The organism is Heliorestis acidaminivorans (assembly GCF_008933955.1).
GTDB lineage: Bacteria > Bacillota > Desulfitobacteriia > Heliobacteriales > Heliobacteriaceae > Heliorestis > Heliorestis acidaminivorans.
This window is the reverse complement of the sequence record NZ_WBXO01000003.1, coordinates 165,200-189,577: the sequence shown is the minus strand read 5'-3', so window position 1 is coordinate 189,577 and position 24,378 is coordinate 165,200. Positions and strand designations below refer to the sequence as shown.

21 protein-coding genes and 1 pseudogene are annotated in these 24,378 nt (G+C 41.3%); 12 read left to right on the top strand and 10 right to left on the bottom strand.

Annotation, left to right across the window (positions count from 1 at the left end; genetic code table 11):
- Nucleotides 1-58: 58 nt before the first annotated feature.
- The gene (locus F9B85_RS05635; RefSeq protein WP_170270212.1) at nucleotides 59-475 is read left to right on the top strand and encodes a bacteriohemerythrin; all 417 of its coding nucleotides are present in this window, start codon (nucleotides 59-61) and stop codon (nucleotides 473-475) included.
- A gap of 47 nt (nucleotides 476-522) precedes the next feature.
- On the opposite strand, the gene F9B85_RS05630 is transcribed toward F9B85_RS05635, so the two are convergent.
- Together F9B85_RS05630 and F9B85_RS05625 are read right to left on the bottom strand one after the other, a co-directional pair.
- A complete protein-coding gene (locus F9B85_RS05630) occupies nucleotides 523-1,737 on the bottom strand; it encodes an EAL domain-containing protein (protein ID WP_151619396.1) in 1,215 nt (404 codons plus the stop codon).
- Nucleotides 1,738-1,819: 82 nt separating this feature from the next.
- On the bottom strand, nucleotides 1,820-2,647 hold the full coding sequence (locus tag F9B85_RS05625; RefSeq protein ID WP_243138087.1) for an SDR family NAD(P)-dependent oxidoreductase: 828 nt from the start codon (nucleotides 2,645-2,647) through the stop codon (nucleotides 1,820-1,822).
- A gap of 66 nt (nucleotides 2,648-2,713) precedes the next feature.
- On the opposite strand from F9B85_RS05625, the gene ftsH reads away from it, so the two are divergent.
- On the top strand, nucleotides 2,714-4,498 hold the full coding sequence (gene ftsH, locus F9B85_RS05620; RefSeq protein ID WP_170270211.1) for an ATP-dependent zinc metalloprotease FtsH: 1,785 nt from the start codon (nucleotides 2,714-2,716) through the stop codon (nucleotides 4,496-4,498).
- 101 nt (nucleotides 4,499-4,599) lie between these two features.
- On the opposite strand, the gene F9B85_RS05615 is transcribed toward ftsH, so the two are convergent.
- On the bottom strand, nucleotides 4,600-5,586 hold the full coding sequence (locus F9B85_RS05615; RefSeq protein WP_151619392.1) for a hypothetical protein: 987 nt from the start codon (nucleotides 5,584-5,586) through the stop codon (nucleotides 4,600-4,602).
- 395 nt (nucleotides 5,587-5,981) lie between these two features.
- Here F9B85_RS05615 and F9B85_RS05610 point away from each other — a divergent pair, with 395 nt between their 5' ends.
- The 6 genes from F9B85_RS05610 to F9B85_RS05585 all read left to right on the top strand — a co-directional run bounded on the left by F9B85_RS05610 (nucleotide 5,982) and on the right by F9B85_RS05585 (nucleotide 13,702).
- On the top strand, nucleotides 5,982-8,018 hold the full coding sequence (locus F9B85_RS05610) for a methyl-accepting chemotaxis protein (protein WP_151619390.1): 2,037 nt from the start codon (nucleotides 5,982-5,984) through the stop codon (nucleotides 8,016-8,018).
- Nucleotides 8,019-8,210: 192 nt separating this feature from the next.
- Nucleotides 8,211-9,170 carry a metal ABC transporter solute-binding protein, Zn/Mn family gene (locus F9B85_RS05605; RefSeq protein ID WP_243138086.1) on the top strand — a complete coding sequence of 320 codons (960 nt, stop codon included), beginning with the start codon at nucleotides 8,211-8,213 and terminating at the stop codon, nucleotides 9,168-9,170.
- 267 nt (nucleotides 9,171-9,437) lie between these two features.
- Nucleotides 9,438-10,187 carry a metal ABC transporter ATP-binding protein gene (locus tag F9B85_RS05600; RefSeq protein ID WP_151619388.1) on the top strand — a complete coding sequence of 250 codons (750 nt, stop codon included), beginning with the start codon at nucleotides 9,438-9,440 and terminating at the stop codon, nucleotides 10,185-10,187.
- Nucleotides 10,184-11,101 (top strand): metal ABC transporter permease, encoded by a 918-nt coding sequence (locus F9B85_RS05595; protein ID WP_151619386.1) that lies wholly within the window; start codon nucleotides 10,184-10,186, stop codon nucleotides 11,099-11,101. Before F9B85_RS05600 ends, F9B85_RS05595 begins: the two co-directional genes overlap by 4 nt.
- Nucleotides 11,094-12,206, top strand: a complete 1,113-nt coding sequence (locus tag F9B85_RS05590) for a metal ABC transporter permease (protein ID WP_151619384.1) — start codon at nucleotides 11,094-11,096, stop codon at nucleotides 12,204-12,206. The genes F9B85_RS05595 and F9B85_RS05590 overlap by 8 nt, the downstream gene beginning before the upstream one ends.
- 287 nt (nucleotides 12,207-12,493) lie before the next feature.
- Nucleotides 12,494-13,702, top strand: coding sequence for a DL-endopeptidase inhibitor IseA family protein (locus tag F9B85_RS05585; protein ID WP_151619382.1), 1,209 nt, complete (start codon nucleotides 12,494-12,496; stop codon nucleotides 13,700-13,702).
- Between the two features lie 52 nt (nucleotides 13,703-13,754).
- On the opposite strand, the gene F9B85_RS05580 is transcribed toward F9B85_RS05585, so the two are convergent.
- The 7 genes and pseudogenes from F9B85_RS05580 to F9B85_RS05555 form a co-directional block, all read right to left on the bottom strand.
- Nucleotides 13,755-14,585, bottom strand: a complete 831-nt coding sequence (locus F9B85_RS05580) for a formate dehydrogenase accessory protein FdhE (RefSeq protein WP_151619380.1) — start codon at nucleotides 14,583-14,585, stop codon at nucleotides 13,755-13,757.
- A gap of 156 nt (nucleotides 14,586-14,741) precedes the next feature.
- Nucleotides 14,742-15,407 carry a formate dehydrogenase subunit gamma gene (locus F9B85_RS05575; protein ID WP_151619378.1) on the bottom strand — a complete coding sequence of 222 codons (666 nt, stop codon included), beginning with the start codon at nucleotides 15,405-15,407 and terminating at the stop codon, nucleotides 14,742-14,744.
- Nucleotides 15,400-16,191, bottom strand: a complete 792-nt coding sequence (locus F9B85_RS05570) for a 4Fe-4S dicluster domain-containing protein (protein WP_151619377.1) — start codon at nucleotides 16,189-16,191, stop codon at nucleotides 15,400-15,402. The genes F9B85_RS05575 and F9B85_RS05570 overlap by 8 nt, the downstream gene beginning before the upstream one ends.
- Before the next feature lies 1 nt (nucleotide 16,192).
- Nucleotides 16,193-18,598 (bottom strand): annotated as a pseudogene (gene fdnG, locus F9B85_RS05565) (formate dehydrogenase-N subunit alpha); the annotation flags it as partial.
- 12 nt (nucleotides 18,599-18,610) lie between these two features.
- Entirely contained in the window at nucleotides 18,611-19,174 is a 564-nt protein-coding gene (locus F9B85_RS15105; RefSeq protein WP_243138084.1) for a twin-arginine translocation signal domain-containing protein, read from the bottom strand.
- A 242-nt stretch (nucleotides 19,175-19,416) separates the two neighbouring features.
- Nucleotides 19,417-19,887 (bottom strand): TspO/MBR family protein, encoded by a 471-nt coding sequence (locus F9B85_RS05560; RefSeq protein ID WP_151619373.1) that lies wholly within the window; start codon nucleotides 19,885-19,887, stop codon nucleotides 19,417-19,419.
- Between the two features lie 149 nt (nucleotides 19,888-20,036).
- The gene (locus tag F9B85_RS05555) at nucleotides 20,037-20,330 is read right to left on the bottom strand and encodes a hypothetical protein (RefSeq protein WP_151619371.1); all 294 of its coding nucleotides are present in this window, start codon (nucleotides 20,328-20,330) and stop codon (nucleotides 20,037-20,039) included.
- A 229-nt stretch (nucleotides 20,331-20,559) separates the two neighbouring features.
- Between F9B85_RS05555 and F9B85_RS05550 the strand changes: the two genes are divergently transcribed.
- The 4 genes from F9B85_RS05550 to F9B85_RS05535 are packed head-to-tail and all read left to right on the top strand — an operon-like array spanning nucleotide 20,560 to nucleotide 24,332.
- Nucleotides 20,560-21,567: an ABC transporter ATP-binding protein gene (locus tag F9B85_RS05550; RefSeq protein ID WP_151619369.1), complete on the top strand. Its 1,008-nt coding sequence runs from the start codon at nucleotides 20,560-20,562 to the stop codon at nucleotides 21,565-21,567.
- Entirely contained in the window at nucleotides 21,564-22,409 is an 846-nt protein-coding gene (locus F9B85_RS05545) for an ABC transporter permease (RefSeq protein ID WP_151619368.1), read from the top strand. The genes F9B85_RS05550 and F9B85_RS05545 overlap by 4 nt, the downstream gene beginning before the upstream one ends.
- Nucleotides 22,406-23,224, top strand: a complete 819-nt coding sequence (locus tag F9B85_RS05540; protein WP_151619366.1) for an ABC transporter permease — start codon at nucleotides 22,406-22,408, stop codon at nucleotides 23,222-23,224. The genes F9B85_RS05545 and F9B85_RS05540 overlap by 4 nt, the downstream gene beginning before the upstream one ends.
- Before the next feature lie 43 nt (nucleotides 23,225-23,267).
- On the top strand, nucleotides 23,268-24,332 hold the full coding sequence (locus tag F9B85_RS05535; RefSeq protein WP_279237727.1) for a polyamine ABC transporter substrate-binding protein: 1,065 nt from the start codon (nucleotides 23,268-23,270) through the stop codon (nucleotides 24,330-24,332).
- Nucleotides 24,333-24,378 lie beyond the last annotated feature (46 nt).

Sequence of the window (24,378 nt, the reverse complement as noted above, 5' to 3'; positions counted from 1 at the left end):
TACAATAATAGGAGATGAAGAAAAGGCAGTAAGGGCAATGAAGGAGGCGCATCTTGATATGCTGTGGTGGACTGATGAATTAGCTTCTGGTTTGGACTTTATAGACAGTCAACATAAAGAACTTTTTACTCGAGTGAACGAAGTTTTTTCAGCTGTTGATATTAATGATCCTGCTAAAATTGGCAGTACCTTTGAGTATTTGATTACTTATGTAATTGAACACTTTGGAGACGAAGAAAGCTACATGATTTTGTACATGTATGATAAATTCCCCGAGCATAGGGAATCTCACAACTATTTTGTTCTGAAAGTAAGTGATCTCTATCGTCGCTTTATGACAGAAGATATTTCAGAAGAAGTTAGAAAAGAGTTAGTAACAGAACTACAACTTCTGCTGGTCGAGTGGCTTGTCAATCACATTCATAATTATGATAAAAAGTTAGCTCTTGCTATACGCGAAAAGAACAGTGACTAAGCAAAAAAGCAGTTAGGACTTCATCCATAAGTCCTAACTGCTTTTCTCTATCTATCGGAGATATCCAAGCACAAATAAAATCCATTACTAACAGGGTGAATGTAAGTACGCATTTTCTCACCGCAATGAGCATCAGTGTAGTATGTAGAAAGCTTTCCTTTTTTCCGATAAGCGACCTTAACAATGTTATTAAGAAAGTAAGGACGCCAAGCCCAATTGTAACCTTGAAAGCGTTCTTTCTTGCACCACGCTTCGTTATTGCGCATAAAGTTCGATGAGTACTGCAAACCACGTTCATCACATAAGTAAACTCGAATAACATCTTTGGGCAGTAACTTCAGAAAAGATTGAATAAAGAAATCACATTGTTCGGCTAGATTATGACTAGTGCTAGACCAAGGAGGTATTATAGAAGACAATGATCTTTGGAAGTACTCTTCTTCATGGTGAAAAGCGTGTTGTTGCCAAAGCTTTTGATCAACAAAGCGCTGAATCTGCATATTCAGCGTAGGTTCAAAAGTATCATCTGGTAATATTTTATTTTGAGGTTTGGCAAAATAGTATCCTTGCATGTAGCGAGCACCAAGAGAAAGAGCTAATTGCACATCTTCTTCCGTTTCAATGCCTTCAAAAAGCAAAAATGCGCCGATCTTTTCAGCCATTACGGCAAAGGAAGTAAGGATTTCGTAAAAAAATTGTTCTTTGGCACATTTTTTTACCAGCTCTAAATCAAGTTTCAATATATTTGGCTTAATATAGGCTATACGATCAAAATTGATAAATCCGCTGCCCACATCGTCAATAGCAATTTTACAGCCCGCTTCTCGATAAAAGCGAGTAACACGAGCTAATTCTTCAATATCTTCATAAAAACAATCTTCCGTTATCTCAATGGTAACTCTAGATGGATCAATCTTATGTTGGCGAAGAAATTGTAATGTCGGCATCTGATCTGGACTTTTTCGATACATGTATATCCAAGCTGGTTTAATGTTGAAAAAAAGTCCTTTCTTTTTCTCAATAGAGTTACTTAACATTGATAATGCTTTTTGACGAATAATTCGATCAATAGAAAGGGCATCATCCATAGAAACATTAGGATCTTGAAAGAAAGGACCGAGGCTTCGGATTCCTTCAGGAGTCATAATTCGACCTAATACTTCATAAGCAACAATCAGTTGTGAATCCATCGAAATAATTGGTTGATAATGTGGTAGTACGAGAGAAGGATCAGGGATTGCAGTACTTTTACCTTGACTCATAAAGAAGCCTGCCCCTTTCTAGAAACACTTAGATGTCATGTTATTATTCAGTAAGTAAGTGACTCAAGTGACCAAATAAAACTTATATATAAATCATTTTACGAGTCATGCCACCGTCGATAACCAGGTTAGTAGCAGTTATAAAATCATTTTCTTGTTGCGTTAGAAAAAGACAAGCTCTTGCAATATCTTCTGGTTTGCCAACTCTTTGGGAAGGATGCTGTAAATGATCTTGCTTAAGCAGTGTATCATAACTTTTTGTTTCAATCCACCCCGGATTTATAGCATTTACAGTGATATGATCAGAAGCAAAAGATAAAGCCAGAGCATGAGTTAAAGCTAAGATAGCTCCTTTAGAAGCGCCATAAGCCTCGGAGTTCGGCTCTGACATAAGGGCACGAGTAGAAGCTATATTAACGATCGAGCCTCCACCTGTTTTTTTCATATATTTGCCAGCTTCCCTTGCACAGAGGAAGTAACCGCGCAAGTTCGTCTCCATAACTTCATCCCACTCTTCAACTGATAACTCATATGGAGATTTCCAGAAGGAGATAGCGGCATTATTAATTAAGATGTCGATCCGGCCGTAAAGTTCATAAGTTTTCTCCATCAAATGAACAATCGCTGAAGGCGATCTTACATCTGTTTGGATAAAGTGAACAGTAGTCATGATAGACTCAGAATCTTGCAGAGCTAGAATAGCTTGAGCTACCTTTTCTCCTGTAGTTATTTCTTTTTCTGCTATAACAACAGAGGCACCTTTTCTGGCATAAGCCATAGCTATAGCTTCTCCAATGCCTTGACCAGCACCAGTTATTATTACAACCTTATTATTAAAAATCATTGGTCTTGCTCCTTTTTCAATAAGATAAGCAACTTTTTCTTGCTTTCTCTGTCTAGTGATTTTCACTTTCTCTTTGCCTCTCCCTGAAAAGAGTCTATAATGAGAGGTGCAGTCGAAAGGGGAAGAACTATTTTGAAAAAGCAGAAGTTACTCAGGATCATGCTCCTATCTATGGTGATAGTGGGAACTGTTTTGGGTTGGCAATATTATGAGTCTCAAAAAGAAGAAAAAGAATTTCAAGAAAAACTAATTCCTTTTACCACAGTCTATCAAAAGATCGAAGACGGCGAAATCACCAAAGTAACGATGCGTCAAATGCCTGGCATGACACGCATTATTGCTGAAAATGATGAAGGAGAAACTTTTTACGCTAATGGCAGTCCTGACAATCAATTGTTACTAGCTCTGATTATAGAAAAAGAAATAGAATACCAACACGAAGGACCTCTCGTCCAAAAGAGCATCAATGACTACATCTCTATGCTAATAAGCTTCCTCCTTATAGGTGCACTAGCTTTTATTGGCTATTATTTATTCAAGCAAATGAATCGCTTTGGAATTAATAAAGCACGACGAGAAGCTCCTAAAGTAGACAAGCCTGTTCTCTTCAGTGACGTTGCCGGTATAGACGAAGTAGCTACTGAAGTAGAAGAAATTGTAGCTTTTCTAAAAACACCAGAAAAATTTCTGCAGACTGGTGCAACAATTCCAAGAGGTGTAATCTTATCAGGTCCGCCTGGAACAGGAAAAACATTGATTGCCAAAGCAGTAGCAGGTGAAGCAGGTGTACCTTTTTATAGCATAGCAGGCTCAGAGTTTGATGAGCTTTACGTAGGCTTAGGTGCTTTGCGGGTACGAACGATGTTTGAAGAAGCTCGCAAAAATGCTCCTTGCATCATTTTTATTGATGAAATAGATGCCATGGGTAAAAAGCGAGGTCGAGGTATAGATAACAGTGTACAAGACTCTACGCTTAATCAACTGCTCGTAGAGATGGATGGCTTTAAATCTTCAGAAACTGTTATTATCATGGCAGCTACAAACAGACTAGATGTATTAGATGAAGCATTATTAAGACCAGGAAGATTTGACCGTCAAATAGTTGTGGGTTTACCTGATCTAAAAGGTCGCGAAGATATAATTGCCATTCACGGTCGTAACAAAAAGCTGGAGAATTTAGACTATAAGACGATTGCGCAAAGCACACCAGGCTTTTCCGGTGCTGATCTAGCTAATTTGCTGAATGAAGCGGCTATTTTAGCGGCAAGAAAAAATCAAAAAAGTATTACCATGTCAGAAGTGCAAGAAGCAATCGAACGCATTGTGGCAGGACCAGAGAAAAAATCAAGGCGTTACTCAGAAGACGAGAAAAGGCTTATCAGTATTCATGAAGCAGGTCATGCAGTAGCCGCTTACGACCGATTGAAGAGCTTGCATCATATTCAAAAAGTCTCCATTATACCGCGCGGTCTAGCTGGTGGCTATACGATGATTGTGCCGAAAAGAGATCGCCTATTGATGACACGTCAGCAAGTTATTGACGAAATTGTCGTCTTACTGGCAGGACGAAGTGCTGAAGAAATTTTTACCGGTGAGGTTACCAACGGTGCGGCTAATGATCTAGAACGAGCGACTACACTAGCGAATAAAATGGTTACCCTCTGGGGTATGTCTAACAGCCTCGGTCCTATTTCCTTTTCTCCTTATGTGCCTATGAGCAGAACACAACAACAAGTTTCAGAAACTAAGCTAACCCATATAGATAAAGAAGTTGAAGCAATATTAAGCGACTGTTATCAACAAGCGAAAAATATTATCAAAAAAGAACAGGAAGCTACAGAACGGATTGTAACAGCCTTGTTAGAAAAAGAAACGCTCGATGCCAAGGAATTAGAAGAACTGATTATAGGTTCTTGATAAATACCTAGAAAACCATAAAACAACAAAAAAGAAACACTGTCACAATCCCTAGAAAGGGATGGACAGTGTTTCTTTTTTTATTTATTACTTAACCAAGACTAAGCGCCTTGGGTTTTACTTTCATCTTCTTGCTTAGGCTTTCTAGAAATTCCAAAGAAGACAAGAGCACCAGCTGCTGCGGCTGCGATTAGTAAGTAAAAAGCTACTGGGCCAGAACCAGAATCAGTGCTGTTAGCTGAAGCGATAGAGCCAGTTATGCCTGCACCACCAGAAGTTCCGGCAGTATTAGCCAATTGCAGAGCACCGCTTTCAGGACCGTTGTAAGAAGCCATTGGTAGGTCAACAGGAACATCATCACTATATTTATAATGAACGACTACAGTTCCATAAACCTTAGATTTCATAGGATCGGCATTTTGTGTTCCCGCGAGTAACTGTAAAATACCCATTCCTTCTTGGAAGTTGGAGTCTGCAGAAACCTTAATATCACTAAATACTTTATTAGAGTCTTCTTCGTAGATTTTACTTAAACCAGGTCCTAATATGTGCATGCAATAAGGCAGATCCATGCGAATTCCTTCGGGCATAGAGAAATGCCATCCTGCTAAAGCGCGAGCATCTTGATAACCACCATCATAGGCATCCTTAGATAAGCCAACTATTAACTTGTAGTTTGTAATACTGCCGTCAGGATGAACTTCGATCACGATAGAACCATCGGGCTGAACCATATTAGCGCCATCTTTGGTACGAATAACTTCATATGTAATTTCGTTGTGGTAAGGTTGTTCCGGTGATTGAGCTCCACCTTCACCTCCGTGACAGCTTAAGCAGGAAGAACCGAAAGTAGCATTCTTTCCAAGGTAGGCTTCTATATCACCAAGTGGATTAACTAGAGCACCTCTTCCTGTCAAGATGGTCGTACTCTCGTTCGTAGGTTCTACCAAGTTAATTGTTTCTTCACTCCAGCGACTCTGACCAGAACCTGGATAAGCTTCTGCTGTAGCTCCATCATAGCTCAATAGAGCAACAGATAAAGCCGCCAAGGGTAATAAGAACTTAGCCTTTTTAATCATTCCGAACATAACAATGCGCCTCCTTCAATTTCAAACCCCAAATCTAATGAGAATTATATACCTATAGGGGGTTAGAGTAAATAGATAACGAAACTATTCTTTTTCACTAGCTAGAAAGCCCTGCGGAATAAGGGTTTGCATGAGAAAACTCTCATTATCATAAAGGGGTATACTTCCATACCCCCTATAGGTTGTGAATGTACGTTTAAAGATAATCTTTTCTTTGTATCTTTAGGTATAAAAATAATCAGATTCATTCTGTTCATTACATAGATGTAAAAGAAGGGAAAAAGCAAGAGATATCGAAAATACCTATCAATATCTCTTTCCTAAATAAGGCTATTATTTATAAAGTAAACATAAAAGTTTTTGAAAATAGGGGAAGGGAAAAAGGGGGCTCGAAGGTGCAAAAAAGCTTACTAAAAAAAATGGTTACTTTCTCTTTGATCATTACTATCGTACCTGTGACATTGTCTATGCTTTTGATGTTCTGGCAAGTTCGTGCTGAAATGATTACTAACCAGGAAGAGCGGATGTTCGAGAACTTAGAAGGTCAGGTGCGCTTACTAGAAACAATGTTTGAAGAAAGTCGTAATAAGGGACTTATAATTAGTCATGAAGAAAATATTAAAGCAACCCTTGTTAGAGCCCTGCAGGGAGAAGCTGTACATAACCCGTCCCTATCAGCCTATCTGCGAAATCTATTTGAAGCAGAAGAAGGTCTCTACGAAAACATTTTTGTCGTAGGACGGAATGGCCAGGTTGTGGCAGACTCCCTAGACGGAAGTAGTGTTGGACTAAGTATGAGTCATTATGACTTCTTTGGACCTGCATTAAGTGGGCGCTCTCATACTTCTCGTGTCATGGAATCTCCCGTCAGTGCTCGTCCCATTGTAGTAGTAGCTGTACCTGTATTTTCACCTTTTGAAGAAAGTCGATCCATCGGCGCTGTTGCTATGGCTGTGGAATTTCAGCAAATAGTTGAGCCTATTCTCGAGAGGTCTATAGGAAAAAGTGGCTATAGCTTTATTGCAGACAATGATGGCATGGTGCTAGCTCACCCTGTTCAAGAAATGGTTTTGTCTTATGATCTATCGCAACAAAGCAATGGACTGGAGCAAATACCAGCTTTAGTTGAAGAGAAGATGGGTACGATTACCTATTCGGAGCAAGGCACAAAAAAAACAGCCCTCTACAGATCTCTTGAGGGCGTCCCGATTGTAGTAGTAAGCACCATGGATGAGAACGAATTTATGGCTCGTTTTCAGAACATGGTCATGTTAATTGCCTTTTCCACTATTGTGCTTGTTGGTCTATCAGGCATAGCCGCTACACTTTTTTCCAAAGATCTGGCCCATAGTTTGCGTGATCTCCGTGCCGCTATGGCTCATGGTGCGGCAGGGCGACTGACCTCACGAGCAGAAACGAAGGCACTAGATGAGAGAGCCGGCCTTGTAAAAGCATTTAACGCCATGATGATCAGGCAAGGTCAAGTTGTAGGTACAGTACGTAAATCTTCTGATGACTTAGCCGCTTCTTCGGAAGAAATGGTTGCTACGACATCAACAGTTAATACGGCGATTGGGGAAATGAGTCAAAATATGGAGTTGCTAGCCCAAGACGCAGACCTGGGCAACCGTTCTGTCGTTGAAGTTTCCCAAGTTCTTATAGAGCTTTCTGCATTGATTCAAATGGCTCGTGAAGCTGCCGTTGTAGTAGAAGAAAAAAGTCAACTTACCCTTTCGCAAGCTGAGAAGGGAAAAAAGACTGTTACAGAAACTGCTATAGGTATGAACAATATTCAAAAAAGATCACAGGAGCTAGAAAGCATTATTGCTAACTTGAATGAATATACACAGCAGATCGGCATGATTACAGCGACAATTACAGGCATAGCCGAACAGACAAATCTACTAGCCCTAAATGCGGCCATCGAAGCGGCCAGGGCAGGCGAACAAGGACGAGGTTTTGCAGTTGTTGCTGGTGAAGTGCGCAAACTGGCCGAACAGTCTACGCGCGGTGCTGAGGAAGTAACTGCCTTACTAGAAAAAGTGCAAGAACAGACGGAAAAAGCTGTCCTAGCAACCCAGTCAAGCCGTCAAGACGTAGAACGTGGTGTTCTCGCTGTGCAAGACTCTGGTGAAGTCTTAGAACAAATCTTAAAAGCCATTCAAAAAGCTGTTGAAGAAGTAGAGCGCATCGGTGATATAACTAACGAAGAAGTAGCAAGTTCGGAAAAGATTGTGAAGCTAATTAATCAAGTAGCTTCAGTTATTGAAAGAACATCGAACAGCGCCACGAATGTGGCCGCCGCTAGCGAAGAGGCTGCCGCTTCTATGGAAATGTTAGCCAAAGCCAGTGAAGAAATTCGAGCTTTAGCTGGTCAATTGCGCGATGCGGTTAAGTTCTTCAAAATGGATAAACCTCCACAACAGAAATAGTCTGTAATACAAAAAGAGTCATGGCAGTTTTACTTTTAATACTGCTCATGACTCTTTACTATTTGCGCAACTATCAGGAGTAATACAAAGTGTTACCTGATATATTGGATAAACTTTACTAACACAAAAAAGCTTTTTAATCATAATCTTTTCATGACTGTTATTTTAGCTTAAACCAAAGGAGGCAGAGTTGTGTTATTGCGGAAAAGACTTTTCATCGTACCTTTGCTACTGCTGTTTATGTTTGTAGCAGGATGTACACAAAATGGGCAAGGAACAGCTCCACCAGGGATAGGGGGAGATAAAGAAAGGCTAAATATTGTCACTACGACGACAATGATTACCGATCTCGTTAAAGAGATTGGTGGTGACGCTGTTCATGTGGACGGTTTGATGGGAGCAGGTATTGATCCTCACCTCTACAAAGCTAGTGCTGGTGATGTTAACCGTATGCGACAAGCTGATGTAATTATCTACAACGGCCTTCATCTAGAAGGTAAAATGGCTGATATTTTTGAAGAATTTCAAGGTACTCAAGTTAAGACAGTGGCTATTACAGAAGCTATTGATAAATCAATTCTTTTACCTACTGAAGATGAAGGTAAATTGTATGATCCTCACATCTGGTTCGATATAGAGCTTTGGAAAGAAGCGGCTCTTTACGTTCGTGATGCCTTGAGCTCTGTAGACAGCAAAAATGAGTCAACTTACCAAGCCAATACAGAAAAATATCTAGAAAAGCTTGATGATCTACAAGGATACATTAAAACAGAATTAGCCAAAATCCCGCAAGAAAAGCGAGTACTTATAACTGCTCACGATGCATTTGGCTATTTTGGTCGAGCTTATGATTTCGAAGTTCTAGGTTTGCAAGGCCTTAGCACAACTACAGAAGCAGGTATAGCCGACATGCAAGAGTTAGCCGACATCATTGCGGAGCGCAAAATTCCAGCCATCTATATTGAATCTTCTGTACCCCCAAGAAGCATAGAAGCACTTCAAAAAGCTGTGCAAGCTAGAGGATTTGACGTTGCCATTGGTGGAGAGCTCTTTTCTGATGCCATGGGTGATGCAGGTACAGAAGAAGGTACTTACTTGGGCATGGTTCGGCATAATGTAGATACGATTGTAGGGGGCTTATTGTCAGAGTAGTATTATTTATAAAAATTTTCTATGTGCACTTTCTGTCTCTATAATTATAACGTCTATTTATCCTGCCCTAAAAATTTAGGGTAGGTTTTTTTCTTGCCCTTTAGTAGTTGGTAATTTTTGAGCTGTTCCCCTTCTGTTAGTAACGACATATATTTTCTTTGAATCGCTGTTTACGGATGCTTGTCAGAAGGGGGAAAATTTGCGCACCAAAGTTATCGCTGTGATAGGCAACAAAAGGCAGGGGAGCAGAGTAGAGGTGACTGATAGATGCCAACAAATGCTTTGGATGTAAGCGATTTAACGGTGGCTTATAAAGAAAAGCCTGTCCTCTGGGATATCGACTTAACAGTACCACCAGCAGTATTACTAGCTGTAATTGGACCTAATGGGGCAGGTAAAACAACGCTTATCAAATCTATTCTCGGTCTTATACCTACTGTGGCAGGTTCTGTTCGAATCTATGGGCGACCTTATAAAGAACAGCGTAAGCAAGTAGCCTATGTACCGCAAAGGGGAACAGTAGATTGGGACTTTCCCACAAGCGTACTTGATGTTGTTACTATGGGTTTGTACGGTACTTTAGGATGGCTCAAAAGACCGGGTAAAAAAGAAAAAAAGTTAGCTATGGAAGCTTTAGAGATGGTTGCGATGCAAGATTATGCTCATCGACAGATTAGCCAACTTTCAGGCGGACAACAACAGAGGGTATTTCTGGCTCGAGCTCTCGTTCAGCAAGCAGAAATCTATTTTATGGATGAACCTTTTCAAGGTGTAGATGCAATGACTGAAAAAGCGATCTTGCGACTACTGAAAGATCTTCGTTCTGCCGGTAAGACTGTTATTGTAGTTCACCACGATTTACAGACAGTACCTGAGTATTTTGATTGGGTTACACTTTTGAATACGCGCCTTGTAGCTAATGGTCCTATGGAAGAGGTTTTCACAGAAGCTAACTTAGAGAAAGCTTATGGTGGCAGGTTCATGCAACTGAAAGCGACTGCGAGGGCCTTGCCATGATTGAATTATTTAATAATCTTTTTTTTGATCATACCTTGCGAACAGTTGCTTTAGGAGCTGGCGCTTTAGGTATAGTAAGCGGTGCTTTAGGCTCTTTTGCCGTTTTGCGTCGCCAAAGTCTTCTAGGAGATGCTATTTCCCATGCCGCTTTACCAGGTATTGCGCTAGCTTTTTTATTAACGGGGAATAAATCAGCTCTCGTCTTACTTTCAGGAGCCGCAATAGCTGGAGCTATTGCTACCTGGTTAGTAACCAATATTGCAGGCTTAACTAGAGTAAAGTATGACAGTGCTTTAGGGATAATTCTTTCCGTATTTTTTGGTTTTGGCCTAGTATTGCTTACTTATATTCAAAAACAACCTAATGCTAATCAAGCTGGGTTGGAAAAATATCTCTTTGGTCAGGCCGCCGCTATCGTAGAGAAAGATGTCTTGATTATGGCGGGTCTGGGTTTAGTTGCGCTGTTTTTACTTTTCTTGTTCTGGAAAGAGTTTAAGCTACTAAGTTTTGATCGTGATTTTGGCACTACCATGGGCTACCCTATGGCACTTATAGATTTTGTCTTAACAACTTTACTCGTCCTAGCAATTGTCATCGGTTTACAAACAGTTGGTGTAGTGCTTATGAGTGCTATGTTAATTGCACCTGCTGTTGCGGCAAGGCAATGGACTGATAACCTTGCTATTATGGTTCTTTTGGCCGCTTTTTTTGGCGCTTTAGCTGGTGTCAGCGGTACTGTCGCTAGCAGTACCATTTCACGTATGCCTGCCGGTCCAGCCATAGTCGTAGCTGTTAGCTTTCTTGTAGTGCTATCTATTCTTTTTGCACCAAGGAGAGGTGTTATCTGGCAGAGAGGTCGTGATTATCTACTGCGCCAGCGTTTTCGGGCCTTAGGAGGGAAGAAAGATGTTTAGCCCTCAAGTAGAGATTATGTTAATAGCTTCTGTCGTTGCCGTTGCTTGCGCTATCGTTGGAGTTTTCCTCGTCTTACGAAGTATGGCCATGATGAGCGATGCCATCAGTCACTCCGTCTTACTTGGCATTGTGCTAGCATTTTTCTTAACTCGCGACCTTGCTTCACCTGCTTTAATTATTGGAGCCGCTGTTATGGGCTTAATAACAGTATTTCTCGTCGAAATGTTACATCAGACTCGGCTAGTCTATGAAGATGCTGCTATTGGAATTGTTTTTCCCTTACTTTTTAGTATTGCCGTCATTTTAATCTCGCGACATGCCGCTAACATTCACTTAGATACAGATGCTGTTTTGCTTGGTGAGCTTGCTTTTGCACCTTTTGATCGCTTTATATATCAGGGTGTTGATCTTGGGCCGAAAGCTTTGTATATCATGGGAGCTATACTAATGGTCAACATCTTTTTTATTACTATCTTCTTTAAAGAACTGAAAATTGTTACTTTCGATCCCCAATTGGCAGCTGTATTAGGTATTAGTCCTGTTGTTGTTCATTATGCCTTAATGTCTTTAGTATCTATAACAGCCGTTGGTGCTTTTGATGCTGTAGGATCTATATTGGTAGTAGCCTTAATGATTGCTCCACCAGCTACAGCCTACCTACTTACAGATCGCTTGCATATTATGATCGGACTAAGCGCTCTTCTTGGTGTTGCCAGTGCGCTTGGTGGTTATGCTATGGCTCATTACCTTGATGCTTCCATCGCTGGATCGATGGCTACAGTAGCAGGCCTTATTTTTGCTATAGCTTTTCTATTTGCTCCAGGCAGAGGTTTATTATCGGTAGCCAAGAGACGAGTAGAACAGCGCTGGAATTTTGCCCTTGTAACCTTGGCTATCCACCTCTGGCATCGAGAAAAATTATCACCTGTTGTAGGTAATGCTTATGCTATCCAAGAACTTCGACAGCACTTACGCTGGTCTTCTACTTATTTTACTTCTGTTATGGAGCGAGCTCTTAAGCAGGGCTTAATTGCCAAGCGAGATCAGTATGTACAATTAACAGAAGAAGGGCGTAACTTAGCTCGAGAAGGACAGGGTTTTTAAGTGCTTTTTGAGTCCCCTTCTCTCAAAAAGCCAGTTTTCTTGAAAACGCAGTATTTTTGCAGGTCCACTTCTTTGGCTCTATGCCATAGAGTGGATTTTTTTATTTATCTGTAGAGGTTTTTTTCTTACTTTGCAGAATAAAAGATCAAGCACAAACTAATTAAGTATTATGCAAAGGAGAGAAAATTTTTCATAATTTTATCTTTTCATAGTTTTACAATTGGAAAAATAGATTATGAAAAGAATATACACTCTCCTAGGGTAACAATTTAGTAGGAGGAAGAGCAATGATACCAAAAAGTGGACTGAGAAGATTTTTATCTATATTACTCATCTTATTCACGACCTTTCTTGTTACAGCTTGCAATAGTAACGAAGAAAGTCCAGGACCGCTAGAAGAAGAAAAAAGTGAAATTCTACAAAGTGGCTCAATAACAGTTCAAGAAGTCAAAGCTGACTTGCCTCAAAGTGATCTTACCTATCCTCAAGTAACAGGTTTCTCAGATCAAGCCCTTGAAGAAAGAATCAACAAGATCCTAAAAAATGAAGCCTTTAGCTATCGTGAAAAAACCTTAAAAGAAGCTACAGAATTAGAATTAGATGGAGAAAAAATGTCTTTCTACGGCGACTTTGAAGTTGCTTATAATCAGAGTGGGCTTTTAAGCATCGCCATGCCTCAAGGTTCTTACTTTGAAGGAGCGGCTCATCCGAATAATTATTTGAGCGCCATCACTGTCGACGTAAAGGAGGGCAAGATCGTTTATCTGCCTGAACTATTTACTGAAAAGACAGATCTAAAAGCACTTTTAGATCCTTTGATGGAAGCACAAATCAAAGCACGTAATCTTACATTGCTAGCTGATTTTGCTGGTTTAGAGGAAGCGCAAGAGTACTATCTAGGGCCAGCACACCTGATCATCTATTATCAGACTTATGCCTACACTCCTCATGCCTATGGACCTTTAAAGCTGGCCATCCCTTATCAACAAGTTGCTGAACATTTAGATCCTAGATGGGGTCTCTTAGAAAGAGCAACTAACATGCCAACAGATGAAGAAGTCCGTAATCTACTACTTGAAGCACATAAGAAATATCTTTACCTTGCTCGTGGCGGTGCAGTAACAGGAGATTTCGAAAACTTTACTTATGAAGGAATGGACTATCGCTACCTCCAGGGAGATATTGCAACGCGTCAGGGATTATTAGCTTACTTAAGTCCAATCTTTACAGCTACCGCTATTGAACAAAGCTTACAGAACATGGCTATTATCGAGCATGAAGGAAGGATGGCTCAGCCTAATGCTGATGGTGGCTCTATGCTTAATTGGGAAAAACTAACCTTACAGCTTATAGATGAAGGAGAAAAAAAGCGAGTCTACGAAATTTTTATCCCTCACGATACTTCACCAGATGACAGTGAGACATGGCGTTGCGTGATAGTACAAGATCAAGATGGAACGTGGAAGACCATAGAAACAGTCGATAGCTTTATGTAAAAGTGAAAAAGACCGAATTGATTATGTTGTCAATTCGGTCTTTTTTATTCCTCTACTTTTGCGTCAAACCTTTTTCACGAGCTACAAGGTCTAGTTGTACTGTAGCAACGTCTTCTTCGTATAAGTCGAGAGATTCCTTCTTGGGATAATGACGCTCATCGACAGTCTTTAAGTAGCGTTTGCATTGATCACAGCCTTCAATACGATAATGCCTTTCCTCTTCTACATAATAAATAGGCAAAGTGTACTGATCTTCATTGGCACAGAAAGGGCAAACAACACGCCGGAAAGGCCATTCTGTTTCGCAAGTAGAACAGAAGAGGTAGCGCTTGCCATGCTCTTCTGTGGACAAGCGACCCATGCTAGGCTCAGAGCCACAATGAGGGCAGATAGGTTCATTCCATTCTTGTGTTGAGAAAATATCTCCTAGTGCCTTTGCAGAAGCAAGCAGATAGGGCTTTAACATGGCTCGGATTAGATAATGAAGCAAGGGTTGGTCAATGGACAGTGCAGAGCCTTTCTTTTCTAAAGCTTCAAAATCACCTTCTGCAAGAAGACGATAGAATTCATCGGCCCCATCACCTTGCAACAGTTGGCCTAAGGAAAAGAGTGTTTCTTGGTTTTCTGTTGATGTACCATCTCTATCCAACATGGATTGTAGAAGCTCCAGAATTTCTTCACCGTAGATTCGAAGTTTAGTAGGGTCAAAAGGGAAGAGCTCATGAGACCAAACATGTTCTTTTTTGCTTAATAAAGACAGAACTTGCTTCTTTTGCTCATCACTTAAAGGTATAGAAAGCTCTTGAGCCCACGCTTGCTGTGCTTTCCGTACTTTCTGGAAAAACAAAATCATATCAACAGGTGGTGCTTCTATTAACGCCATCGTTTTCGAACAGCCTCCCTTCTACAAACTATATCGTTCTTACTTTGACTTTATTATTGTAGCAAAAAGAACAAGCTCTTTCTATTACTAATTTGATCACTTTTCTTAAAAAGCCAATGTGAAAAAAGAAAGGGAGGAATGCTCCTCCCGATGTAGTTAAATCTTCTTCTCTCGCTTTAACTGTTCGTACCATTTGGCGTTAGAGACTTTAATTTTCTCAACGGGTACTTTACCGTTGGTCATTCCAGTAAGAGCTGCATTACTGCGCGGATTGATGGCGGCAAAGAAAATATGTCCAAGCGCCAGGAGCATCGTCACGATGCCGGCAATCCCGTGAATGGGCACAGAAAGCTGTAATAGCGTCTGTCCAAAAAAGCCGTCGAACCAGAGAATAAATCCAGTGACGATAATGGCAACGCCTAAAAAAACCTGGGCAAAGGCTTGCAGTTTCTCGCCACCATTATATTTTCCTTGTGGTGGGTATTTATATCCCGGACTGTTCAGGATATATGGAACAAAGCCCTTCAGGAACTCAATATCGTCTTTGTCAAAGCGAGTAATGTCATGAAGGAATTCACGAAGGTTCTTGAAGTTCCAGATCAAGGCGATGATAGGAGTAATGGCAAAGACAACACCGGCAATTCGGTGAATGCGACCGGCAACAATTTTGCCGCCAAAAAGTGGGGCCAAGAAGTCAAAGAAAGGGCTAAAAAGCAAAAGACCGGTCAGTGCACAAAGGAGAAAGCTAATCGAGCCAATCCAGTGTACAACACGTTGATCAAGAGGAAACTTCTCTACCATTTGACCTTTCTGCTTAGTCATTCTTCTTGTCGCCCCCTTTCATCCGCTCATTGCGCCAACTGATCAGAGCTGCACCAGCAAGACCTACGACTGTTCCAGCAAGAGCCAGAGAGCCCGCTGGTTGAGCAATATTTTTTAACAAGGTAAGAGACAAAGGAACTTGTGGATTCTCAGGCAAGTTGAATTTCGATGGACGATCCGGTAAAAGATAAATCATGCCAAGACCGTCAAGTTCATCAATCCCATAAAGGTTAGCCTGGGGGTGCTCACCTTTTACTTCTTGCAAACGAGCTTTGGCCAGCTCAACAAGATCATCTCGTGATCCGAAAACGATGGCCTTAGTTACGCATGTCTTGGCGCAAGCAGGCTCCATATTATTACGAATACGACCAGTGCAGGATGTACATTTGAACATCTTACTAGCTCTTTTATCCACTTTAGGGATGTTAAAGGGACAATAAGTGGCACAATAACCACAGCCAACACAGTTATCGCGAATTGTCACAACAGTACCGTTATCCGTTTTACGGAGAGCATCATTGGGACAAGCTTTGACACAAGAAGGGTCGCCGCAGTGGAGACAGCATTGTTTGATAAAGTCCCACTTCATTTCGCCTTGGCTATCTTTATGTTCGTAGTAACGAATCATGGTCCAGCGATTGGTAGAAAGGTCATTATGGGACTGATAAGTTCCTGTAAAAGAACCTATCTCGCCAGGTAGTTGGTTCCATTGTTTACAAGCTACTTGACAGCCACGACAGGCTATACACTTAGTCGCATCAAAAAAACGTGCCATTCTTGCCATCTTACTTCACCTTCCTTACGTCAACCAGAAATGCTTTGTATTCTGGTATAGTCGTGTTGGCATCGCCTACATGAGGCGTAAGGATATTGGTGATGTCACCTTTGACAAGACCTTGATAGCCAAAGTGCCAAGTGAGACCAACTTGTTCTATCGTCTTACCTTGAACATCAAGTTTCTGTATACGCTCAGTTACCATAGCAACAGCTTTAATAGCACCGCGAGCGGAAGTAATTTCTACAATTTCACCATGTGAGATACCACGTTCTCTAGCTAGAGTGGGGCTCATCTCAACGAAGAGAGCTGGCATTAACTCTGCCAACCAAGGCAGGTTACGTGATATAGCTCCTGTATGCCAGTGTTCGCAGACACGCCAGGTGGAGCAGACGATAGGAAACTCAGAAGCTTCTCCTCGTTTGTTACTTTCCCAGATACGAATAGCAGGGTTATACTGTACTTTGGAAAGTATATTCTCTACAGGGCTTTCGTAAGGCTCATAATGCTCAGGGAAAGGACCTTCGTTCATAGAATTAACACCGAAGAAGCGAGCTTGTCCTTCAGGAAGCATGATGAAGGGATCAGTACCACCAGGATCTTGTGGTGAACGCGTTGGTGCAAAGTCAGGTACATCATAGCCAACCCAGCGCTCCTGAGTTTCATCCCACCAGATCGTTCTTTTGTCTTCTGACCAGGGTTTACCAGAAGGGTCACAGTTAGCGCGGTTATAGATAATCCGTCGGTTAAGTGGCCAAGCATAGCCCCACTTGAGGTAAAGGCCGAGGCCAGAAGGATCTTCTTTTTCCCGTCGCTTGGCATGGTTACCTTCTTCTGTGTACATACCGCTGTAGATCCAGTTACCACAGGCTGTCGTACCATCATCTTGTAAAGCACCGAAGCCTGGCAGTTGTTTGCCTGTTCTTAAGTCTTTGCCGTTAATCTCCCGTGCAACAGCATCGACAAAGATAGATAAATCATCAGAAGAACCGTAATCCCAGGTAAGATACTTAATCGGTTCATCTTCAGGCTTATTGCTTCCTTCATAGTGAGACTTAATAGATCTGGCAATATGATCGATAATCCAAGATTCTTGTTTTGTTTGACCAGGACCTTCGATCGCTTTCCAACGATATTGAATTAGACGTCCACTATGAGTAACAGAACCTTCTTTTTCTAAGAACGTTGTCACTGGTAGCAGGAAGACTTCAGTTTTCACATCGCTAGGATTTACACCTGGACGCTTCCAGAAAGCGGCTGTTTCGTTTTCGAAAGGATCAAGCTGAACCATCCACTCGAGCTCTTCTAGAGCTTTAGCTTCATGATTCGTATTCGGTCCTGAAACAACAGGGTTTTGTCCCCAGTTAAAAAGACCTTTGATTTTGCCAGCCATCATGTCTTCAAAAAGGGCAATATGAGAGTGGTTTGCACCTTTTTTCTGCTTGGGAAGGTAATGATAGCCTAGATCGTTATCAAGGTTCGCTTGGTCACCCCACCATGCTTTTAAGAGACTAGCGATAAACTTAGGTCGATTAGTCCAAAAACCGCCTTTAGGTGTGGTAGCGTTGTAAGCGGCTAGGTCAACATGATCGCCATCGTTCGGCGCAGGCATATAGCCGGGAATAATATGGAAGAGACAGGCCATATCAGTAGAACCTTGTACGTTGGAGTGACCGCGCAAAGCGTTAACACCACCGCCAGGGCGGCCTACGTTACCAAGGAGTAATTGAAGCATAGAAAGGGCACGAGTATTTTGCGATCCTACGGTATGTTGCGTCTGTCCCATGGCGTAAAGGATAGTTCCTGTTTTATCAGGGCTAGCTGTTTCGGTGAACATCTCAGCAACCTGTAAGAACTTCTCTTTAGGCATACCTGTTATAGAGCAGACCGTATCTATATCGTAACGTTCATAATGCTTCTTCATCATCTGGAAGACACAACGGGGATCTTGCAGAGTCATGTCTTTTAGTGGCTTACCTTCAGCGTCTGTCTTGTAAGCCCAAGAAGATCTATCAGCGTAAGTCCTCTTTTCTTCATCGTAACCAGTGAAGAGGCCTTCTTGGAAGTCATAATCATCATGGACAATATGAGCAGCATTAGTATAGTGAAGTACATAATCGTGATGATAACGACCTGTTTCGAAGATATAGTTAAAAAGTCCGCCAAAGAAAGGAATATCAGTACCACTGCGCATCGGTGCATAAAGATCAGATCTAGCAGAAGTACGGGTAAAGCGGGGATCTACGTGGATGATTTTAGCTCCTCTTTTTACTTTAGCTTCCATCAACCAAGTAAAAGAGACAGGATGGTTTTCAGCGGCATTACTACCGATGATTAGAGCACAATCTGTGTTCTTAAAGTCAATCCAGTGATTAGTCATAGCACCTCTTCCGAATGTGGCCCCCAGACCGGCGACCGTAGCGCTATGTCATATTCGGGCTTGGTGCTCAATGTTGACGACACCAAGACCGCGCATCAACTTACTGACTAAGTAGAGATCTTCGTTATTAAGAATAGAAGAACCAAGACTGGCAATTGCTTCTGTGCGGTTAACAATGACACCATCGTCGTTCCTATGTACAATGGAAGCGTCCCTAGCCTTAGCTGTTAACTCTCCAATACGTTCAAAAGCCCAGTCCCAAGACTTTTCTTCCCATTCTGCTGAACCGGGAGCACGATAAAGAACTTTAGTAACTCGCTCATCGTTTTTCGCAGTTTGGAAAGTAGCGGCACCTTTGGAGCAGTTAGAACCTCTGTTAACGGGGTTATCAGGATCGCCTTCTACGTTAACTAGTTCTCCATTGACGGTGTGACAAATGATGCCGCAACCACCGGAACAGAAACAGCAGATAGAAGTCGTTTCTTTGGCATTAGCAATGCGAAGTTGAGGCGTACTAGCTTCTAAGCTATCGAGCGAAAAACCTAAGCTTGTCGCCATAGCGGCAGTAGCGCCTGATAATTGCAGAAAACGTCTGCGACTTAATCCGGACATATGCTTTTTCTCCCTCCCTGAAAAATCAGAAGATTGCGCTACTTTGAGACCCGAACGATTCAAAAGCACAATCTACTGTCAAAAACTTACCTTCTTTTCTATATAGTTTTTACTTACCCTTACTGTAGACTTGTGGTTGAAAAGTGTCAATAGTATGCACGGTTTAAAGCAAAGTTTTTGTCGAATTTGAAAGAAAAAACAAGAATTGCAAAGATGAGGAAAGGCCATCGCCCGATAATCAACTATGCGTTGAGTCGGTAGATGGCCCAAGCAAGATAGGTAGCAAAAGATGACCAGAGGGCATAGGGGAGAAAGAGAAGAGCAGAGACTCTGTAATAAGGCCAAGCAAAAAAAACTAACAAAAAAGCTGTACCTGCTATTAATGCAGTGTTCAAAAAAGAAAGAAAGAGGTTTTTGCTCACTGTTTGACCAGCAAAATAAATGAAGACAAGAAGTAAGTTAACAATAAAAGAACCCTTCCAGAGCCAACCAAGATTACGCCAACCTACTTTGGTATGCAAAAGAGCAACTGACAAAGCAATCATGCCATAAACGATCATCCATGCCAATCCAACAATAGCACCAGGTGGTGACCAAGTTGGTTTTTGAAGCGATGCTAACCAACGACTATCCATAGGAAAGAGAATGCTAGGTAAGAAGTAAGCTACATAGGTAGCTAGAAAAGCCCAAAAACCTGCCAAGGGTGAAGACACTAGAGCTCCTCCTTTATGAAGACTACATAGATAAAGCTACAATAGGAGCTATTAAATAGAAGATAAGAGCTGAATGACTATTATTTTTAGTAAAAGGCCAGGAGTTATTCTTTTAACTCCTGGCCTTTTAGGGATAGAGGCTGGCAAAATTACTGCAAGTTGTTATTTTGTTGTTGTTGAGTTTGTTGAGCCTGCTGAACTGTTTGTTGAGCTTGCTGGAGCTGTTGCTGAGCTTGTTGAAGTTGTTGCTGTTCTTGAGCTGTGGCTTGATTGCCCATTTGATTTTGAGTTTGTTGTAATTGAGTTTGAGCTTGCTGAAGTTGAGTTTGGGCTTGTTGCATTTGCTGAGGATTGTTACTTTGTTGGGCTTGTTGAACAGCTTGCTGAGCTTGTTGAATAGCTTGTTGGAGCTGTTGTTGATTCTGTTGTTGATTTTGTGGCATTTTTTAAAGTACCCTCCTGTAAGTAGTTGAAATATTATTTGTTACACCCTTAAAGTTCGTAAAAAGAGAGGTTTTTATACTTGGAATTATATGCCAATGAAAATTAGAGACCATGATCATACAAATACTTCGAAATTATTCGGAAAAAATACAATCTTTGCAGGACATTGACTTGTATATTGCGAAAAATAAAAGGTCGATAGATTATTAGATAAAGTAGGGACCTGCAATGAAAGCAATGATTGAACTACAAAATGTTGAAAAGGAATTTAACGGCCAGCTCGTTATTCCACCCTTTTCATTAACAATAAATGAAGGAGAATTTTTTACTCTCTTAGGTCCTAGTGGTTGTGGCAAGACCACCTTAATGCGTATGATTGCTGGCCTAGAAATTCCTACGCGCGGTGAAATCTTACTAGCAGGAAGTCCTGTAAGCAAATTACCACCATATAAACGAGACGTAAATATGGTTTTTCAACAATATGCTCTTTTTCCCCACATGAACGTGGAAGAAAACATATGTTTTGGCTTAAAGATGAAAAAAGTTCCTCTCCATGAACAGCAAAAGCGAGCCGAAGAAGTTATGGCTTTAACAGAGCTTACAGAATATCGCTATCGTCAGCCTAAAGAGTTATCTGGTGGGCAACAACAACGCGTGGCTATAGCAAGAGCCATTGTGAACAACCCTAAAGTATTGTTACTTGATGAGCCTTTAGGAGCTTTGGACTACCAACTGCGTAAGCATTTACAGCTAGAGCTCAAGAAACTGCAAAAAGATCTAGGTCTTACATTTCTTTATGTTACCCATGATCAAGAAGAAGCGATCACTATGTCTGATCGCATCGCTGTCATGAATAAAGGTCATCTAGAACAGATGGGCACAGCTCATGAGATTTACCATGAGCCCAAAACACGCTTTGTTGCTACCTTTATTGGGGAAAATAATATCCTCTGTCAGGGCGATTATTGTTATGCCCTAAGACCAGAGAAAGTAAACCTTCATGATCCTGCTATAGCATTAGAGAAGACGTCAACTTATCGGCTGTACGCTGGTGTAGTAGAAAATGTAGTTTTTCAAGGCACCATAGATAAAGTTTTTGTGCGCTTAAGAGAAAAAGACTTCGATCTACCTGTTCTGATGGCTTATCAATATTTTGACGATAAACGTCGTTGGCGACCAGGGGAAGAAATTCTTGTTGGTTGGGAAGGTCCTGATGCTGTGAAGGTGGAATCATGAGCAGAGGGCGCATGTTAGCTTATCCGGCCATAGCTTGGCTCTTATTTTTCTTTTTAGCACCACTTGTAATTGTCCTTTTCATGTCTTTTTTACAACGTGGGACCTATGGACAGATAATTTATCAGTTTACAGTTGATAACTACATACGCTTTTTTGAACCTCTTTACTTACAGATTCTAGGCGATACCCTTTTCATGGCCTTGCTTACCACCATTATTTGCTTTCTACTGGGCTATCCTATTGCCTACCAGATAGCACGGTTACAACGTAACTGGCAGACTTTGATGTTGCTCCTCGTCATGGTTCCTTTTTGGATTAACTTTCTCATCCGCTCCTATGCCTGGGTGATTATCTTGCGCTCTCAAGGAATGGTCAATACTTTCTTATTAGATCTTGGCCTTATAGAACAACCGCTTAACTTGCTCTATAACTTCGGCGCCGTCTTACTAGGCATGGTCTATGGTCATTTACCTTTTATGATCTTACCTATCTATGTATCTCTGGAACAACTCGATCGGCGCATGATTGAAGCGGCCTACGATCTAGGTGCAACACCTATCAAGACATTTTTCTATGTAACGTTGCCACAAACCTTACCAGGTATTATAGCTGGTTCGATCCTCGTCTTTGTTTCCTCTTTGGGGATGTTTGTTATTCCTGACATTATGGGTGGAGCTAAATCAGCTTTGATTGGCAACCTAATTCAGAATCAATTCTTATCAGCTCGTGATTGGCCTTTTGGCTCAGCCCTTTCTATCATGCTAGCAATTCTCTCACTTATCCTTATCTTTCTCTATTACAAAGCCTTACAAGCTCAGCAAGGAAAGGAGGATTCGCGATGAAATCATTGCGCCATCGCCTACTCTTTGCTTACGCTATGGTTGTACTCGCCTTTCTCTACATACCCATTGTTGTGCTAGTTCTGTACTCTTTTAACGCTTCAAGAATTAACGCCCAATGGTCAGGCTTTACCCTAGATTGGTACATCTCTGTTTTTCAAAACCGCTATGTCTTAGAAGCTCTTTATAACAGCCTTACTATAGGTTTAATAGCTATGGTAGTGTCCACAATCTTGGGTACTATGACGGCTTTAGCCCTTCATCGCTATAAGTTTCGTTGGAAAGGTGCTATTCATAGTTTAGTTTATTTGCCCATCTTGATACCCGAGATTGTCATGGGTCTTTCACTACTCGTGCTTTTCAGTCAACTGGCTATTCCACTGGGCAAGCTTACAGTGATCATCGCTCATATTAGCTTCTGCATATCCTTTGTCATTATTATTGTCCTAGCCCGCTTAGAGGGTTTAGGCCGAGAAATGGAAGAAGCGGCCCAAGACCTCGGAGCTACACCATGGCAAACTTTTCGCTATGTCACTTTCCCCATGATCTCCCCTGGCGTCATGGCGGGAGCACTGATGGCTTTCACTTTATCTATCGACGACTTTGTGATCAGCTTCTTCGTAGCAGGGCCTAACTCAACGACATTACCACTGTACATTTACGGTATGGTCAAACGAGGCGTTTCACCAGAGATCAACGCTTTGTCTACAATACTTATACTTTTCATCTTCCTAGTCACCGTAGCCTTAGTCATCTTGCCGGAGCGTTTTCGAAATCGCATGGGCGATAAGAAGACGCAACGGCAGATGCCTTTTTAGAAAAAGCTGTTCCAAACTACACATTAAAAAGGGGGAGTCCTAATTGTTCCAAGGTAAGCAAAGTAAAATGGTAGCTCTAGTTCTCATGGCATTCTTCGCTTTATCCATTCTAACAGGCTGTGCAGGTGGAGATAGCTCTAGTCGTCAGGTTCTCAACATTTATAGTTGGGCTGATAACTTCTGTGAAGATGTTATTGCCGACTTCGAACAAAAGTATGACGTAAGAGTTAATTATGATATCTTTGCTAGTAACGAAGAGTTGTTAGCTAAGATTCAAGCTGGTGGTGCTCAGTACGATCTGATTCAGCCTTCTGACTATATGGTTGCTACCATGATTAAGTTGGACTTGCTGGAGGAGATTAACAAAGAGAACATTCCTAATCTGAATAATATGGTGACGACCTTCCAAAGACCATCTTACGATCCTGAAGATAAGTATTCTATTGTGTATACTTGGGGTGTTACAGGCATTGCTTACAATCCTAAGTATGTAACTGATGAGATTAATAGTTGGCAAGATTTATGGAATCCTGCTTATGCAGGGCGTGTTGTTTTACTTAATGATTCTCGTGAAGTGATTGGCATGGCTCTTAAGAAAAATGGCTATTCCAACAGCACTATATCAGAAACAGAAATACAAGAAGCTGTGGAAGAGCTTAAAACTTTAGTTCCTAATGTATTAGCTTTCGATACTGATACGATTAAGCAAAAGTTCATTGCTGAAGAAGCATGGATTGGTACGGTTTGGTCTGGTGACGCCGCTTTTATCTATGAAGAAAACCCTGATCTTGAATTTGTTGTACCCAAAGAAGGATCTACTATTTGGGCTGATACTTTTGCCATTCCCAAGGGTGCTAAGAATAAGGAACTAGCTGAAAAGTTCATTAATTTCATTCTTGAGCCAGAAGTAAGTGTGCAAAACTACGAATATATCGGTTATAGCAATCCTAATAAGCAAGCTCACCCTTTACATAGTGAAGAATATCTGAGCAATCCTATGATCTTCTTAAGTGATGAAGAGATGAAGAATACAGAGTGGCTAGAAGACGTAGGCGATGTCCTTACCGTCTACGATCGTTTCTGGACAGAATTAAAAGTAGGTCGCTAGAATAGAATATGAAAAAAGGTCGAAACCCACAATATTGCTTGGGTTT